Origin of the sequence: Paenibacillus sp. EKM301P (assembly GCF_011800295.1) — a bacterium.
GTDB lineage: Bacteria > Bacillota > Bacilli > Paenibacillales > Paenibacillaceae > Paenibacillus > Paenibacillus polymyxa.
The window spans coordinates 167,733-184,239 of record NZ_JAALFM010000005.1 but is presented as its reverse complement, the minus strand read 5'-3'; the positions used below and the strand labels follow the sequence as shown (position 1 = coordinate 184,239).

Sequence of the window (16,507 nt, the reverse complement as noted above, 5' to 3'; positions counted from 1 at the left end):
GCTATGAGACTCGCACAGCTGGCAGGGGAATATGACGCGGTCTTCAGTCTAGGGCAAAACTGTACACCTGCCATTCAATTGGAAAAGAACCGTTTGCGGCCGTTTGCCGGGGTGCTGGACTGGATGATGTCTGACACGCTCTCTGATGTGAACCGCTTGCTTGAGAATCGGTTTGCAGGTTTTATGGATTTGCCTAATTTAAGTGTCGTTGGTACGAGCCAACTGAATTATATGGTCAGAGATATTGCTTATAATGTGATCTCGGTACACGATTTTCCGCAGGAACGCAACACGTCCGCAGATCTGGTGACCTATCCCGAGTTCAGGGAAAAGATAGACCGTCGTATCGAACGTTTTTTTGCAAAAACACAGATGGCCAAGCGCAACTTGTTCGTCCGTATGCTGGGCACCTATGAAGAAGTAGAGGAACTGGAGCGGATCTTGTCGGGGATCGTAGCGAATGAATTTCGGTTGTTAGTGGTGAATTGTTCCGGTGTAACGGAGTTGACGGAGGTGGATTGGCAACTTCCTCATGTATGCGCAGTGGAAATGCCTTTTGCCGATGTATGGAATTACAAGAGTGATCCACACTGGCGCACCCTTTTTGAGGGAATGTCCTTGTCGAAAAGGGGAGGTCGTCGTGCTTGAACGGTTGCAAGGGGAATATGACGCAGTGTTTAGCCTGGGAGGGCATTGCTTACCTTCGATTCAGCTGGATAAAAACGGACTGCGTCCGTATGCAGGTCCGCTGGATTGGATGATTTCTGGCAATTTGTCACAGATCAGTCGTTTACTGAATGAGCGATTTGCCCGTTTTATGGATGTTGAAAGCCTGCGTGTCACAGGGCATGATTACGGAGGTCATAACTTCCTGGTTGAGGATGCGTCCTATGAGGTTACAGCAGCACACCATTTTCCGGTTAGCCAGAATACATCAGAGCAGCTGGCGTCTTATCCTACATTCAAAACGACACTTGATCGCCGCATCGCACGTTTACTGGAGAAATTCGCATTGGCTTCCCGTCTGCTGCTGGTTCGTGTCGGTGGCAGCCGGGAGCAGGCGGTAGAACTGCATGATGTGTTGTCACAGAGAATTACCCATGATTTTCGCTTGTTATACGTGGATTATACAGGGACTGAAGGTGTGACGGAGCTGAATTGGGGACTGGAACGATTGGTTTCAGTAGCGCTGCCACCCGAGGATATATGGAACGGTCAGGATGAAATGTGGCGTTATATGCTGGACAACGTCAGACTTCATGTCTGAGGTGCGGAGACTATAGGAACACGTATAGATTGTCTTCCACCTGTGCTTGCGCCTGCGCCAAGCTGTAGAGCATCGCATAACATGATGCGAAGGGAAGATAGATGCTTCGGTTTAAAAGGAGGGTGCGCTAGTGAAGGCTTTGGTCACCGGAGGAGCCGGATTTATTGGTTCCCAGCTGGTACGTGCGCTTGCTGACTCGGGCGTCAGAGTGCTTGTGCTGGATAATCTGACGACCGGGAATGCTGCAAATGTAGACCCGCGCGCGGTCATGCATATTGCAGATATTCGCAGCCCTGAAGCCAGGACGCTGCTGATTCGGGAAAGCCCGGATATTGTGTTTCACTTGGCTGCACAGGCTGATGTGCAGCAATCCATCCATCACCCCGATGAGGATGCGGATGTGAATGTGCTGGGGACGATTCATTTGTTGCAGGCCTGTCGTGATGCGGGTGTGTCGAAAATCATATTTGCCTCCACATCCGGCGTATATGGAGAGCTGCAAAAGCAATGTATTCAGGAAGACGATCCCGTGGAGCCTATTTCAGGCTACGGACTGTCCAAGCTGACCGCAGAATCGTATATTCGGCTTTTTTATCGGTTGTACGGTTTGAACTACACGATTTTGCGTTACGGAAATGTGTATGGTCCCGGTCAGGCAGCGAAGGGAGAGGGCGGTGTCGTCGCTATTTTTATAGAGCGGCTGAAAAAAGGAAGCCCCTTGCTCATTCACGGCGACGGAACGCAAACCCGTGACTTTGTGTACGTCAAGGATATAGTTCGAGCCAATATGGCGGCTATGCATGCAGCGGACCAACGCACGGTGCATGTAAGTACGGGACGAACGACGTCCATCAATCGGCTGGCCTATGATTTACTAAAGCTGCACGGTTCGTCTGTGCGCCCTGTGTATTCACCGGCGCGGGCGGGAGATATTCACCACAGCTGTCTGAGTAACGCAGTCGCCAGACATTGGCTTCGTTGGGAACCGCTATACGGTATCTCTGCCGGTCTAAAGGAAACGTACGTGAGCAGTATGGGCACAGGCAAAGAAGGCGTATAGGGCTAACGAGCGCGCGAATCAACCAAGAGACTGAGAGAACCTCTCAGCCTCTTTTTGGTTTGGACGAATTTATATGTTTTCGCCAGCCAGCTTGTCCATTTAACTACTTATACTCTTCATCCAGATCAGCAACAAATGAGCGCTCCTTGATAACAGCTTGATACCAGTAGCCCGATTTCTTCAAATGCCGACTTCGATCATTTTCCAGATTAATTTCCACCAGTCCATAACGATTTTTAAAAGCATTCATAGGAGAAACGTTGTCTGTGAAGGCCCACAGCATATAACCTGTACAGTTGGAGCCTGCGTCTACAGCTTGTAACGTGTAGTATAAATGCTCACTTATAAAGTCAATCCGATAGTCGTCCTGAATGATGTGTTCCTCATTTTTGAAAGCAGCTTCATTCTCAATGCCCATGCCATTTTCCGCGACAAACCACTCGATATTGTTATATTCGTTCTTGATACGTATGCCCATATCGTAAATGATCTTGGGATAAATTTCCCAGCCCCGTGACTTGTTCATTCTTTTACCCGGAAGATCGAAATGCTCATAGTAGTAAGAGGGGTGAAAAGGATTGTTTTCGTTCCACGCTTTACTCTGCGCTTTGACCCGGTGGGGATAATAGAGATTGATCCCAACGTAGTCCACGGTATTTTCCTTAATCAAGGCCAGCTCTTCCGTTGTAGCCTCAAATGCAATATCATGCTTGCTCATGAGCTCGAACAATTCTTGCGGGTATTCGCCTTTTATAAGCGGGTCCAGAAATATCCGATTGTAAAATAAATCATACACATGTGCTGCGTACTGGTCATGAGGGGCGCTGGATCGGGCATAAGTCACTTCGGGATTCAAAATAGCACCTATTTTAGCCCCGTTCTGACTATAATTTTTGGCTTTGAAAAGCTGTACGCACTTTGCGGTAGCCAGCGTTTTGTTGTAGTTCCATTGCATCCACTTCCGTGTGTTTTGTTCATAGGGATAGCGAAGGGCATCCAGATAGACGCGAGTCTGTACAACAATGGGCTCATTAAACGTAAACCAGTGCTTGACCCGATCCCCGTACCGTTCAAACACCTTTTCCGCATATTTCACAAACAGCTCTACCACATGCTTGGAAGACCAGCCCTCATATTTGTCGAGCAAATAAGCAGGTAATTCATAGTGTTCCAGACAAATCATCGGCTCGATTCCGCTTGCAATTAACTCATTGATGACCCGGTCCATATAATCCGCATAGGTTTCATCCACCACCACATTCTCATAATCCGTTAAGAAGCGGGACCAATTAATAGAGGTGCGATAATGAGTAAGTCCAATCTGCTTCATCAGCGCAATATCCTCGGTGTAACGATTATAAAAATCAGTTGCACCCGCGGGTCCATATCCATTGTGCCAGACATAGCGGTCATTTTTGTACCATACGTCCAGATACGAGTCCTGACCTTCCTGTTTACCGCTCCAGCCCTCTGTCTGCCAGGCGGAAGCCGCTGCCCCCATAATAAAATTCGGTGGAATTTGTATTGTGTGTTTAGCCATGATATGTTTCTCCTTTTCATTCTATAGATTTCCCATAGCGATCCTCTGCGGGTGTATCTCTACATTAGCGCATTATTCAGTCGTTCGCTTGTTGGCAATTTCGAGGAACGAAAAATAGATGAGATGATAAGTTTATGAAATTAGTAGAGCTTGCTCAAACAAATCCAACGTAGAGGCTATGAACGCAATTTTTCAATATTTCGATCCAGAGTTCATCATACAAAAAATAAAGAGCCCTTGACGATAAGCTGCTTCTGGTGACGCCACGATTTGGTTGTAATTCACAGCCTTAAATCACCTACATAAGTGAGAGGGAATTGAAGACTAACATTAAAGAATGTGGAGCCATTTAGATGTTAGCGACTCTATCAAATCTACTCTCAACTAAACTAAATGGAGGCGTTTAACAATGGGTTATCACATTATTGCTAATTTTCCATCTAATCGAGATTACAAAGGAACACTGAAAGTTTATAACGATAGTGGTAGTTTGGTATTTGGACCTGTAGAAGCTTTAGGCCGTGGATCAAATGATCCGAAGAATGGTAACGACCATACGAACTGGAGACTTAAATATGCAGACATTCCTACGGGGGTTGCGAAAACAATTGTTTATGCGAAAGGTGACTCCGACTATTCTTATGGTCCTTATAAGCGTGTGTGGCTGAATCAAGCAGTAAGTGGGAACTTCCTGACTGCTACAAATAATGGCCGCGACGAAATTATGATTCATGGCGGAGACCCTGCTACAAGCACATCTCTGACTTGGTATCCTCTGCGTCCAACATACGGTTGCATCCGACTTTCTAACAGTGACCAAAGAGCACTAATTCAAGTGCTTGAGCAAAACGGAAGTTCCGGCAAAATCACAATAAACTAGAACAAAAAATTCAAAGGGCGGGATTTACTCCGCCCTATTTGGTATTAATTTGTACTGTATTTATCAAGTTTGAACCATTTTTGAAATTCGTTCTGGCTAATTTTTTTAACAGGTTTCACCTTTTTGCTGTCCATTGAGTATCTGTACAACTTCTTTTGGTCAGATGGATACTCACTTATATAGTCTAAGCTTTTTCCATTTTTATGCCATAAAATCAGACTTGTGCTAATGTAATCCGTTTCCCTAGGAAGATATATAAAGGCATCCTTCTTGGTGTTATAAATGGCTATGGAGCTGCTTGATGTATCACCGTACGAAAAGGCAATTTGATCTTCTTTAGGTGACCAGTTATAAGCAGCAATGGATTCTACATTTTTTTTGCCTTTAGCTTTTAAAAGATCATTTACAATGGTAGATTTTCCAGTTTTAAGATTGATCAGTAATAACGTATCTCCTGCACTGCGCCGTGCCTGGATAGCCAACCATGTATTAGAAGGAGATAATACTGCGCTCGATATATTACGCAGTTTATCATTATATCCATCTGTTTTAATGGTGTAATTCTGTTCTCCTGTTTTGATCGTTATAGATGTAATAACACTCTTCTCAGAGCTTGGTGCATTTTCTAGCTCCATTTTTTTGGCCACTAACGAAACGTTTTTCTCCTTCCAAATCACCTGATTTGGGGTCTCGCTCTTTTTAAATTTGGTTACAGACTGGTAAACAGATGGATTTATAGTATTAACTGAACTTTGAACATGCGTATTAGGGCGTAAAGTGCTATTAGCATTGGCAATAGAAAAGCCACTTACACTTCCCACAAGCACTATACTAGACAGGAAAGCAGTAGCGTATTTTAGTCTTGGATTTTTCATTTTAATTGCTCCTTTGTAAAAAAATATTGGGCTTCAGGACTTGATCCAAGGTTTTCCTAAAATTAAATCTATATACATAGACGTGGAAATCGTGAATTTGTTTCTTGTTTATTGAAAAAAATTACATAACAATTGGAAAATATTAAGGAGCGAGTGATACTTTCGCCCGCTCTAGCAGGCCAGCCCAAGTCAAACATTCTGTTATAAGGTTGGATGTTATTGAGGTGAAGGCAAAATGCAATTTTTCCCTTCGATTTTCTATACTTAACCTATAATCTTGACATTCCTGCAGATTCAGAGATATTATAGATACAATAAGTCTGTGAATGAGGTGTAGTTATGAAATTTACCAAAGCAACCAATTATGCACTGCACACCATGCTCATGCTCGTTGAGGATTCGTCGGTGAAGCCCGTAGGTGTCCAGCAATTGGCCGAATCCCAAAATGTCTCACCCACGTATCTTTCAAAAATTTTGACGAGGCTTGTGAAGGCGGGGATGATCGAATCGGTCTCTGGAGCCAATGGGGGCTATCGCTTATCCCGCAATAAAGACGATATTACCTTTTTGGATATTATCCATGCGATTGAAGGGACGAATTCTTTGTTTGAATGTGATTTTGTCCATGGATCAGAATGTCTGATTCAAGCTGTAATGAGGGAAGCGGAGGAAAAAATGGAGGGCCATCTTAAAAATACGAAATTGGTCGATTTAGCCCAAAAGCAAGCGCAAGTATAAAGGGGAGCGGCTATAAATAGAGAGAAGGTGATCGCCAGTTATGTGAAGTGTTTTTTTTGTTTTAATTATAGATATAAAGAGTCTTTAATATCTTTGTAAAAGGAGCTGGATGTTATGCTGTACGATTGCGCTATTATTGGGGGAGGACCTGCTGGATTGAATGCAGCCCTTGTACTGGGCAGGGCAAGAAGAAGTGTGGCTTTGATCGATAATAACCGGCCCAGAAATGCGGTTACGCATGCGTCGCACGGTTTCATTACGAGAGATGGCGTAACGCCGGCCGAGTTCCGCCGCGTAGCTTATGAGGAAGTACTGCGGTATCCATCTGTGCATCATCTGCAAACCGAGGTTATTTCAGTTACGAAAAATGAATCCGGATTCGAGGTATTTGATTCTTCAGGCCTTCGTGTTCAAGCGCGAAAATTGATACTGGCGATGGGTGTAAAGGAGATATTCCCTGAGATCGAAGGTTTTTACACGTTCTACGGAAGAAGTTTGTTTAATTGCCCTTATTGCGATGGCTGGGAGTTACGGGATCAACCGCTTGTCCTCGTCTCTGAGTCGCCAGCTATATATCACACAGCCAAACTGCTCCTGAACTGGAGTAAGGATTTGCTTGTCTGCACGAACGGTCAGGCATTCTTGTCGGACGAGCAAAAAGAACGACTTCAATCTAAAGGAGTCGCGGTAATGGAGCAGCCTGTTGCAGCGTTCATCGGTCACCATGGACAGCTGGAGTATGTGTCCTTTACGGACGGTACTCAAGTCCCAAGGGCCGGCGGCTTTGTGACCCCCCAATTTGTGCAAAGTGCACCGTTTGGAGAACGTTTGGGCTGTGAAAGGACCGAGTCGGGCGGGATTCAAACGGATGGAGCGGGGAGAACCTCCATTCCTGGTGTATATGCTGCGGGGGATTCTTCATACTTCATGCCTTCTCAGTTGATTTTTGCTGCGGCCGACGGTAGCCGAACCGCTGCGAGTGTAAACCTGGATTTGACAGAGGAAGACTTTAACGAATGACGGGAAATTGAAGCTCTCATGATTTGGATGTATCTATTTCATTGGCTGGACAATTAGTTACCATATATGCCTTATCGTATGCTTTTGGTGCACTTGTGCTGGTCATGCTAACTGCAAAGCTTGAAAGGAAAAGAGTGTTATTGTATTCCATGCTTTTCTTTATTTTAGGGACGGTCATTGCTTTCTTCAGCTTTAACTTTACGCTGCTCATGCTTTCCCGTATTGTACAGGCTATGAGTGGTGGACTGTATTTTGTGGTTGCTACCCATTACGCTGCTCAACTGGCTGAACCTGAAAAACGTGGTAGCGCCATCGCAACAGTCATTACAGGATTTACAATATCTTTAGTGCTGGGAGTTCCCCTTGGAACCTTAATTGCTGCAAATATAGATTGGCGTTATATCTATATTATTATTGCTGTCATTGCTCTGATCATTCTGGCACTACTCAATCGGTTTATTCCAAAATTACAGGGGAATGAACCGGTATCTTGGATACACCATGGTCTTTGCCTATATTGCTCCGCTTTTAAGCACCATAGCAGACTTTTCTATAAAAGAGATTAGTGCAGCTCTTTTAGTACTAGGAGTGTTTGCTTTCATAGGGTCACGTATAGGCGGATATGCAGTGGATAAGTGGGGACCTGTCCGGACGATTTCCATTAGTTTAATAGTTCACGCAGCGGCTTTATTCGTATTAACAGTAACAGCAACTTCTACGATCGGTGTTCTTCTGACGATTATGTTGTGGGGGATGGCTGCTTGGACAACAACTCCTGCAAATCAATATTACTTAATTTCTTTAAAGCCACAATCTTCAGAAATGGTTCTAAGCTTCAATACTGCGCTAATGAATATCGGTATGACCTTAGGTGCAGGATTAGGGGGAGTCATAATTGAGTATACATCCATACAGAATTTGGGCTGGATTAGTGGGTTAGTCATATTCATAGCACTTGTTGTTGCATCTTTTTCGTTTACATTGAGCAAAAAACAAGACGCTTAGATTCATTCGCTATAAAATCACAATTCAGAAGTATAAAAGCTGAAAGGCCGCCTATATGGCGGCCTTTTTCTATTCACTTGATTATAATTCTGCGTCTATACAAGACCTTCTTTCAATAACCTCTGTATTCACAAGAACCTGAGTATGGTGCTCCTGATTGTGATTAAGCCTTTCCATCAGCAAGTTTACAGCCGTTCGGGCCAAAATATCCTTTTTCACATGAATGGTTGTGAGTTCCGGGCTAATGACCTTAGCTTCATGAATATTATCAAACCCCATGACGGAAATTTGTTCAGGCACTCGAATGTTCATTTCCTGAAACGTTTTAATAGCACTGATCGCCATATAATCATTCTCACAAAATAGGGCCGAAGGCAGCTCATTCAGTTTATGAATAGCTGTTTTAAATGCGTCCTGTGACATGACAAGCATCGGGTGCATATCAAATGTAAGCCCATGACCTATGGCAAGATTGTGCTCCTCTAAAGCAGCCATGAACCCCTCTTTTCGTTTTGTAAAGTTAAGAATTCTGGTACTGGATTGTACGTATCCTATATTTCTGTGTCCGGACTGGATTAAATATTGGCCTGCCTGGTACCCCCCAAGATAGTTATTAATCGATACAAAACTGGCATCAACGTGTTCAAAGCAGGTATCCAAAATAACGATATTGGAATGAATGGATTGTAAGGAATGAATAGTCTCGGATGTTAAATTGGTGCCCAGCAGAAGTATACCTGAAGAAGGCTGGTCCTTCTCCAGAGCAGACAATTCTTCTTCAAGGCTATGGCTATCAAATGACGAGAAAATCAAAGTATTACCATGTTCTCTCACCTGATGGGTAATATGATGGATCAATTCATTGAAAAATGGAAGTGATTCATATTGCTCGGTCACGATGCCTGTATTTTTGCATGCAACAAAACGAATGACATGGTGATTCTTCGTAAATTCCTTATTTGACTTCATGGTACGTGGTCTATATCCATGCTCGTGGGCAATTCTTAATATATGCTCTTTGGTTTCTTCGCTAACACCGGGTTTGTTATTAAATGCTAAAGAGACGGCTGATTTTGAAACACCGGCAAGCTTCGCAATATCATCTATTTTCAACGTGGAACCTCCCATTGGACTAAACTATATAAATTATATCATGATTATATAATAAAGTTTAGTTTATAAATTAAACTAAACAAACAACAGATAAAATGAGTTGACCTTTTCGGATACATAGTGTTAATATTCAATTGTGAACGCTTTATTTAGTTTATTTTATTCAATATCGTATAAAATTATACATTAGTTTAGTTTTGTTTATGAGTGAAAGGGTGATTTGTTTGAGCTTAAGCATGGCTGAAAATCAAAGAAGTTTTGTGAAAAAGGGCAAGCCTTTCTTTTACTTGGCAGATACCGTCTGGAGCGTATTTACCAACGCCACTATTGAAGAGTGGAGCGATTACCTGGACTATCGAAAAATGCAGGGTTTCAACGTTTTACAGATCAATATGCTCCGACAATGGGATGCCAGCGAATCAGACCTGAATCTACAGCCATTTGCATTACTGGAAAATGGAGATTTTGACTACCATACCTTAAACGAAGCTTATTTTGAGCGGGCGGAAGTCATGATCCAGATGGCTGTCGAGCGCGGCTTTATTCCAGCACTGGTTCTGTTGTGGTGTAACTATGTACCGGATACATGGGCTGAAATGTTCCAGAAAGGCAATAAAATGCCGCTGGATTGCGTTGAAAGCTATGTAACTTATGTTGTAAACCGCTATTCTCGATTCGAGCCTGTTTATTTGATCAGCGGAGACACTGATTTTCCTACAGAACGTGCTAATGCGTACTATTTGAAGGCGCTGGAAACGGTACAACAATTAAGCCCGGCAAGCTTGACTACGCTGCATATCCAAGGGAGATTGAGGGAAATTCCTGAAGCTTTTGAGCAACACAAGGGTCTTGGATTTTATATGTATCAATCAGGACATAATTCGGAGTTTCAGCATGTCGCCCATGAGATTGCCCAGCATTTTTATCACAAGCCGGAGATACGTCCCGTCATCAATGGAGAACCTTGCTATGAACAGATCAGTTACAGCCGCAATGTGTATGGAAGATACACTGCACTAGATGCCAGAAAAGCAGCATGGCACAGTCTTCTGGCAGGCGGGGGAGCGGGAATTACCTATGGAGCGCATGGCATTTGGAGTTGGCATAAAAAAGGCAAGAAGTTCGGAATTGTAGAAGGAGAGGGCTTTGATAGTCCCTATGATTGGAGAACAGCACTGCGTTTTGAGGGCGCATGGGATTATTCCTTTATCAAATATTTGTTTGAAATGTACAACCTGATTGGCATAAAGCCGTTGGATATTGTTTTAAACAAGACAGAGGAGATCAGAGGTGCGGGGAACGAGAATACCCTCGTCTTGTATATCCCGGTTAACACGAAAGTGCGGCTAAATATCAACGTGCAGGACTACAAGTTTACAACCATTGATTTAGCGGAGAGACGATTTGCCCAAACGGAGGTGGATGTCCAGGCTGATCAATCCGTCATTGATATGCATGGTTTTGAAAGCGATGTTGTGATCATCGGAACGAAATAAAACCAGAGAAAAACAGGAGTAAGCTAGCAGGTGGAGTGGAGAAATAGAAAACGCATCCAGGAGTGATCATGATGGATTACCAAAAGACAGCTAGAGAAGTGCTTAGATCGGTGGGGGGAAACGAAAATGTGAACAGTGTCATTCACTGTGTTACTCGTTTGAGATTCAAATTGAAGGATAACCAATTGCCAGATAAAGAAAAAATTAAACAGATTGACGGTGTCATTACCGTCGTGGAAAGTGGCGGCCAATTCCAGGTGGTCATCGGGAATGAGGTTCCCAAAGTATACGAGGCTCTTTTGGATACGATGGGAGTAAAGCACGGAGAACAGACAGTTGAAGACGATCAAAAGAATGAAAAAGCGAGCCTGTTCAGCCGATTTGTCGATGTGATCTCAGGCGTGTTCATGCCCGTTGTGGGTGTGCTCGCTGCTGTGGGGATTCTAAAAGGACTGCTGGCCTTATGCACATCTCTGGGCTGGATGACTGATCAGATGGGCACATACAAAATTTTATATGCAACAGCAGACGCTATGTTTTATTTCTTTCCGGTTATTCTAGGGTTTTCAGCAGGTAAAAAATTCGGAGGAAACCCGTATCTATCTGCTGTTTTGGGGGCCGCCTTGGTGTATCCGACCATTACTTCGGCTTTTACGGATAAAACGGCGCTGTCCTTTTTGACCATACCTGTCGTTCTGATTAATTATACTTCTTCTGTTATACCCATCATTATTGGGGCGTTCTTGGCAGCTAAGGTTGAAAAATTTATTAGTAAGTATGCACCTGCATCCATTAAAATGTTCATTGTGCCTTTTCTGACCTTGGTCATTATATCACCGATTGTTTTTCTGGTTGTCGGGCCGATAGCAACTATAATCAGTGATGGATTAGCCAAAGGCTCCATGTGGATTTACCAGTTAAGTCCGGCTATAGCTGGTCTCGTTCTGGCTGGGTTCTGGCAAGGGATTATTATCTTTGGCTTGCACTGGGCGTTCATTCCGATTCTCCTGAATAATGTAGTTACGAACGGGTTTGATCCGATTAACGGTATGCTGTTCTGTACTACGTTTGCGCAAACAGGTGCGGCTTTTGCCATTGCTTTGAAATCACGCGACCCTAAATTAAAACCTATTGCGACTTCTGCTACCATCGCGGGTTTGATGGGGGTTACTGAACCAGCTATTTACGGGGTTACGCTACCCACCAAAAAACCGTTTATTTTAGCCTCGATCGCTGGGGGTGTAGGAGGAGCTGCAGCGGGCTTACTCGGCTCAACAGCATATGGATTTGCCTCAGGCGGGATTTTTGGTATCCCTTTATTCATTAATCCAAAGGGGATAGATGCAGGCTTCATTGGCTTTATTATCTCTTTGGTTGTCGCTTTTGTAGTCGGATTTATTCTGACCTATCTTTTCGGCTATAAGAATGCGAAACCCGCGCCTGAAATTAAGCTTGTAGTTGAAAACAAAGCGGAAGAAAAAACGGTATTTAGTCCTTTAAACGGTGAATTGATTCGTTTGACCGCAGTGAAAGATGAGGCTTTCTCCAGTGGTGCGATGGGTCAGGGAGCCGCCATTATCCCCCAAGAAGGGGTAGCTTACGCACCGTTTAACGGAACTGTTGTTACCGTTTTCAAAACAAAACATGCGATTGGACTGATCTCTGAGGATGGAGTTGAACTGCTCATTCACATTGGAATTAATACGGTCAGCTTGAAAGGAAAACATTTCACTTCTTTTGTGTCTGAAGGAGATACGATTCAAAAAGGGGACAAGCTGGTTGAATTTGATCCAAAAGCTATAGTGGATGAAGGATATGATCTCACCACCTCTGTTATAGTAACCAATACTGCGGTGTACACAGATATCTTAGCTGAAAACTCGAAGGATATTCATACAGGAGAACGCTTATTGAAGATCAGATAGTTCCCTAATATTCAGTAATGCACAGCAAACGCATCAAGCTGACGATGGCCCGTGTGTAAAAATAGGGTTGTCGTCAGCTTTTTTGGATCATGAAACAGACTTTTGCGGCATGTACTACAATAGCAGGTTACCGTACACCCAACGAGCTCATCATCTGCCGGAAGGAGCGCACATATTTATCTGGCGCCAACAGGTTAACGATCCGTGTACGCCCCTTCTGGCGGATAGATTCGCGATGAGGGACGTTGTTCATAAGGTCTAGTCCTTGCAGTACCGCCTGTAAAATGTCTCCCTGCTGATAAAACTTGCCGGTTTCGTTATGGTCAATGAATGCTCGTACTCCGTCTGAATCAGAGCTTAAGACCGGGCAACGACAGGCCATGGCCTCAGCTACCGCGTAACCGAATCCCTCCACCAGTGAAGTCGAGAGCAGATACCCACCCGAGTCGCCAATCATGGAATAATACAAAGGCATTTTCGCATGAGGCACGCTTTTAAAACGCTCAATGATCGTGGACATGCCAAGCTGAGCAAGCATGTTCTCGAATTGTATTTTATCCTCCGTCTGCGACAAGGTGTCATCATAGAACATCCAGATCCGAAGATCGGCACGATTTTGCAGCATCCAGTAAGATATGTCTATAAAATGCCGCCAATTCTTATTGGGCTCAAGCCGCCCAACCCATGCAATGACCGGATTAACTGGGGGAGTATTAGGTACATAATTAAATACGCTGGTATCCAATACGTTTGGAAATACATAACGATCAAGCCATGGACACATGCTGGAAAATAGCTGCACGAGGTGAGTTGTATCGGGGAGAAGCACCGCGTCAGCATAATTTTGAAGATACGGAGATGCATCTGCAACAACCCAAGCAGCTTCTTCGTGAGTGCCAAAGCCTTGTGATTCATAGATTAATATCCCTTGATAGCCCAACATTCGCAGTCTAGGGAGCATAGGATAGTCCGAAGAGACGATAATTGCATCGTAGCGATGAGTCTCCACCAGTTTTCGAATTTCTTCTTCAGAGGAAGTCATGAACACCGGAATATCGCCTTGCAGGTTTTGCATCCCTGTACCCTGCTGATAATAGAGAAGATGACATTCAATCCCGTCCTGAATGAGCGCTTTACAGCGTTGGCGGTTCAAGGTTTCCACGCCACCGCTGGGTATATAAAAAGTAAATAGAACTTTGATCTCAATAACCTCCTTTGCCAACCACAAGTTCTTATACCAAGTTATTCAACCTACAGGACGGGGTGTGGGTTTCTATGGAAGCCTGGATTGAATTAGCGCATAATTATGGCGAAGGCGAGAATCTTCCGGAGAGCGTTCTGTTGCTTCTTTCGCAAATTCACAGGCTTTGTGTATTAGGCCCAACTCATAGCAAGCGAGGGCTCCAAGATCATACAAAGTAGCATCCCAGCAAAAATCCTCTTGCATATACGTATCTGGTCGTGTCGAAATGCGCAGCGCTTCTTCGACCATATGATAGACGGCGGGCCAGTTCCGTGTATGATAGGCAAGCTGAGCCATTTCCGTGTAAGGTTCACGTAAATAGGGCGCTTCCGCAATAGCACGGTATAACCAACGTGCAGCCTCATGCCATTGTTCAGTTGCCTTATACGCTCTAGCGATAAAACGCATCGAAGCGCTGCGTTCATCGGCCCAGCGCGCCTGTGGCATGGCAAGATGTTGTTGCAGCGTAGTGATGCATTCGTCCCAACGGGCATGATACATATATTCTCGCCCCAAGTAATGCATATTGCGATCATCCTCGGGAAATTCACGTACAGACTGCTCTAGCAGTGGAAGGTATTGACTGCGTGACTTGTGCGGATCGGGATCATGATACAAGCGGAGCTGGCCCGATCGGATGCTGTGTTCTTCGCCTTCCCCGATATATTCAAGCACTTCATGAACCGGGCGTACCCAGTGGTAGCCATGACGAGTGTGTATTTTTTCTTTCCAGAACCATGTATGAGCGGTATCCCTTCCAGGCTGTCCATGTGTAAAGGCATACAGCATTCGAGTCGTTCCATCCTTCCAGTTGCTTTCCAGGCGCGACCGCCATCCCTCCTCCCAGACTTCATCCAGATCTGTACAGACACAAATATCTACATCATCAGGGACCAGCCGCAGGGACTCATTGCGAGCCTTGTCAAAACGCCAAGGGACTACCTGAATAGGATGTACCTCTGCACCCGCCTCGCGCAGTAGAGCAACGGTGTCGTCTGTAGAACCGGTGTCGGCTACAATGACAACATCAGCTTCCCGCATGGAGTTCATCCAGCGCTTGGCGAATCGGGCTTCATTTTTGCTGATGGCATAGACCGCTATCTTGTACCGTTTCTGTGGTTGCATTGGTTTGCTCCTCCTTTCATTGACTTAAAGAATGATGGCTGGCTATGGGAGGCATCTCTATTGGGAAGGGTTCAGGATTGAGCTGAAATATTGTCGATTATGCTGGACATGCGGGTCATTGGGAACGTACGTGGCTGCTTGCTCATTGTGCCAGTTCGCACGTGTATAGTCTTTTAGCCGAAAATGGCAAATGCACAGCTGGATATGAGGAAACCATGTTTGGTATGCGTCTTGTACCGGGCCCAGCGTGTTAGGAGGATTCAGAGTGGTAGCCATGTCGTACCAGTAAATGGCTTTGGGAATCTCATTTTTATGCAAAAAATAATGACCCATCCGACAACAAAGCTCCGCTCTAGGCGTATCGAAGGTCAGGCTACGGAGAGCCGCGGTAATACTTTCCTCCAGCTTGCCGAGTTGTTGCAGACAGTCAGCCATTTTGCCACATGCACTAATTGCGTCCTCTACCCAGCCTTGTTCGGTGTTTAGAAAGTCTCGGTAAGCCTGCACGGCCTGCTCATATCTTCCATTGTCTCTAAGCTCGTTAGCGTAATAGTAGCGGTCGCGGGGAGAGAAGTCATGGCCTTGGGCGAGCTGCTTCTCATAAATTCGCAGATTTCGGCCCGGGGAATGGGTATGTGTTCTGGTGTGAGTTATGGCAATATCCGCATGTAGAATATTTCCGTCTACGGCGAGATACTCATGCACGGCTCCATGCCAACGGAACCCGGCCGACCGTCTGACCAAGCGATTCCGACGAAAATGCAGGGTGACATTGCCATGATCATCGAAGGCATAATGATACTTCATGGACACTGCATCCACGGTTGATATAGCTGAGGAATCAAGAGTATGCTTTAGCTCAAGCAGCTTGATAGCATCCTGCTCCTTCAAAATGTCATCGGCATCCAGCCAGAGAATGTACTCCTGCGTAGCTTGCTCAAATGAATAGTTACGTGCAAGGGCAAAATGATCTACCCATTCAAACGGAAAAATCCGATCTGTAAAGCTGCGACATATGTCAATGGTCCGATCCTGTGAACCTGTGTCCACGATGTTGATTTCATCTACAATATGATGGACCGATTCAAGGCAAGGGCCGATGGTATGTTGGTCATTTTTGACGATCATGCACAGACTGATACTGATCAATTGAGTATCACTCCTTTGGGAACCATTTAAGGATTGAGGTCAAACCTAAAATTGGAATTAAAAGAGACCTG

14 protein-coding genes and 1 pseudogene are annotated in these 16,507 nt (G+C 44.7%); 9 read left to right on the top strand and 6 right to left on the bottom strand.

Annotated features, from left to right (window positions below):
- Positions 1-3 precede the first annotated feature (3 nt).
- The 3 genes from HFD99_RS14765 (at position 4) to HFD99_RS14755 (ending at position 2,327) form a co-directional block, all read left to right on the top strand.
- On the top strand, positions 4-648 hold the full coding sequence (locus tag HFD99_RS14765) for a DUF1796 family putative cysteine peptidase (protein WP_016820088.1): 645 nt from the start codon (positions 4-6) through the stop codon (positions 646-648).
- Entirely contained in the window at positions 641-1,267 is a 627-nt protein-coding gene (locus HFD99_RS14760) for a DUF1796 family putative cysteine peptidase (protein WP_045244873.1), read from the top strand. Before HFD99_RS14765 ends, HFD99_RS14760 begins: the two co-directional genes overlap by 8 nt.
- Positions 1,268-1,397: 130 nt before the next feature.
- Complete coding sequence (locus HFD99_RS14755; protein ID WP_017427333.1) at positions 1,398-2,327, top strand: NAD-dependent epimerase/dehydratase family protein; 930 nt, start codon at positions 1,398-1,400, stop codon at positions 2,325-2,327.
- A gap of 103 nt (positions 2,328-2,430) precedes the next feature.
- Here HFD99_RS14755 and HFD99_RS14750 read toward each other — a convergent pair whose 3' ends face one another.
- On the bottom strand, positions 2,431-3,867 hold the full coding sequence (locus HFD99_RS14750) for a glycoside hydrolase family 1 protein (protein WP_123797597.1): 1,437 nt from the start codon (positions 3,865-3,867) through the stop codon (positions 2,431-2,433).
- Positions 3,868-4,276: 409 nt separating this feature from the next.
- Here HFD99_RS14750 and HFD99_RS14745 point away from each other — a divergent pair, with 409 nt between their 5' ends.
- Complete coding sequence (locus HFD99_RS14745) at positions 4,277-4,747, top strand: L,D-transpeptidase (protein WP_016820092.1); 471 nt, start codon at positions 4,277-4,279, stop codon at positions 4,745-4,747.
- 44 nt (positions 4,748-4,791) lie between these two features.
- Here the strand turns inward: HFD99_RS14745 and HFD99_RS14740 are convergent, their stop codons facing one another.
- Positions 4,792-5,622: a hypothetical protein gene (locus HFD99_RS14740; RefSeq protein WP_025365717.1), complete on the bottom strand. Its 831-nt coding sequence runs from the start codon at positions 5,620-5,622 to the stop codon at positions 4,792-4,794.
- Between the two features lie 339 nt (positions 5,623-5,961).
- On the opposite strand from HFD99_RS14740, the gene HFD99_RS14735 reads away from it, so the two are divergent.
- From HFD99_RS14735 to HFD99_RS14725, 3 genes and pseudogenes are all read left to right on the top strand, one after another.
- The gene (locus HFD99_RS14735; protein WP_016820094.1) at positions 5,962-6,360 is read left to right on the top strand and encodes an Rrf2 family transcriptional regulator; all 399 of its coding nucleotides are present in this window, start codon (positions 5,962-5,964) and stop codon (positions 6,358-6,360) included.
- Between the two features lie 114 nt (positions 6,361-6,474).
- Positions 6,475-7,380 (top strand): NAD(P)/FAD-dependent oxidoreductase, encoded by a 906-nt coding sequence (locus tag HFD99_RS14730; protein ID WP_019688484.1) that lies wholly within the window; start codon positions 6,475-6,477, stop codon positions 7,378-7,380.
- A gap of 14 nt (positions 7,381-7,394) precedes the next feature.
- A pseudogene (locus HFD99_RS14725) lies at positions 7,395-8,385 on the top strand (MFS transporter); the annotation flags it as partial.
- 81 nt (positions 8,386-8,466) lie between these two features.
- On the opposite strand, the gene HFD99_RS14720 reads toward HFD99_RS14725, so the two are convergent.
- Entirely contained in the window at positions 8,467-9,498 is a 1,032-nt protein-coding gene (locus HFD99_RS14720; protein WP_017427337.1) for a LacI family DNA-binding transcriptional regulator, read from the bottom strand.
- A 215-nt stretch (positions 9,499-9,713) separates the two neighbouring features.
- Between HFD99_RS14720 and HFD99_RS14715 the strand changes: the two genes are divergently transcribed.
- Entirely contained in the window at positions 9,714-10,994 is a 1,281-nt protein-coding gene (locus HFD99_RS14715) for an apiosidase-like domain-containing protein (RefSeq protein ID WP_123797596.1), read from the top strand.
- A gap of 71 nt (positions 10,995-11,065) precedes the next feature.
- The gene (locus tag HFD99_RS14710) at positions 11,066-12,919 is read left to right on the top strand and encodes a beta-glucoside-specific PTS transporter subunit IIABC (protein ID WP_167440948.1); all 1,854 of its coding nucleotides are present in this window, start codon (positions 11,066-11,068) and stop codon (positions 12,917-12,919) included.
- Between the two features lie 127 nt (positions 12,920-13,046).
- Here HFD99_RS14710 and HFD99_RS14705 read toward each other — a convergent pair whose 3' ends face one another.
- The 3 genes from HFD99_RS14705 to HFD99_RS14695 are packed head-to-tail and all read right to left on the bottom strand — an operon-like array spanning position 13,047 to position 16,436.
- Positions 13,047-14,141 carry a glycosyltransferase family 4 protein gene (locus HFD99_RS14705; protein ID WP_016820099.1) on the bottom strand — a complete coding sequence of 365 codons (1,095 nt, stop codon included), beginning with the start codon at positions 14,139-14,141 and terminating at the stop codon, positions 13,047-13,049.
- A 51-nt stretch (positions 14,142-14,192) separates the two neighbouring features.
- The gene (locus tag HFD99_RS14700; protein WP_016820100.1) at positions 14,193-15,287 is read right to left on the bottom strand and encodes a tetratricopeptide repeat-containing glycosyltransferase; all 1,095 of its coding nucleotides are present in this window, start codon (positions 15,285-15,287) and stop codon (positions 14,193-14,195) included.
- A 57-nt stretch (positions 15,288-15,344) separates the two neighbouring features.
- Entirely contained in the window at positions 15,345-16,436 is a 1,092-nt protein-coding gene (locus tag HFD99_RS14695; protein ID WP_016820101.1) for a glycosyltransferase, read from the bottom strand.
- Positions 16,437-16,507: the final 71 nt, after the last annotated feature.

What these genes read in the sequence shown, in the direction of transcription:
- HFD99_RS14765 (WP_016820088.1), top strand. Translation starts at nt 4, where the DNA reads ATGAGACTCGCACAGCTGGCAGGGGAATATGACGCGGTCTTCAGTCTA.
- HFD99_RS14750 (WP_123797597.1), bottom strand. Translation starts at nt 3,867, where the DNA reads ATGGCTAAACACACAATACAAATTCCACCGAATTTTATTATGGGGGCA.
- HFD99_RS14745 (WP_016820092.1), top strand. Translation starts at nt 4,277, where the DNA reads ATGGGTTATCACATTATTGCTAATTTTCCATCTAATCGAGATTACAAA.
- HFD99_RS14740 (WP_025365717.1), bottom strand. Translation starts at nt 5,622, where the DNA reads ATGAAAAATCCAAGACTAAAATACGCTACTGCTTTCCTGTCTAGTATA.
- HFD99_RS14735 (WP_016820094.1), top strand. Translation starts at nt 5,962, where the DNA reads ATGAAATTTACCAAAGCAACCAATTATGCACTGCACACCATGCTCATG.
- HFD99_RS14730 (WP_019688484.1), top strand. Translation starts at nt 6,475, where the DNA reads ATGCTGTACGATTGCGCTATTATTGGGGGAGGACCTGCTGGATTGAAT.
- HFD99_RS14710 (WP_167440948.1), top strand. Translation starts at nt 11,066, where the DNA reads ATGGATTACCAAAAGACAGCTAGAGAAGTGCTTAGATCGGTGGGGGGA.
- HFD99_RS14700 (WP_016820100.1), bottom strand. Translation starts at nt 15,287, where the DNA reads ATGCAACCACAGAAACGGTACAAGATAGCGGTCTATGCCATCAGCAAA.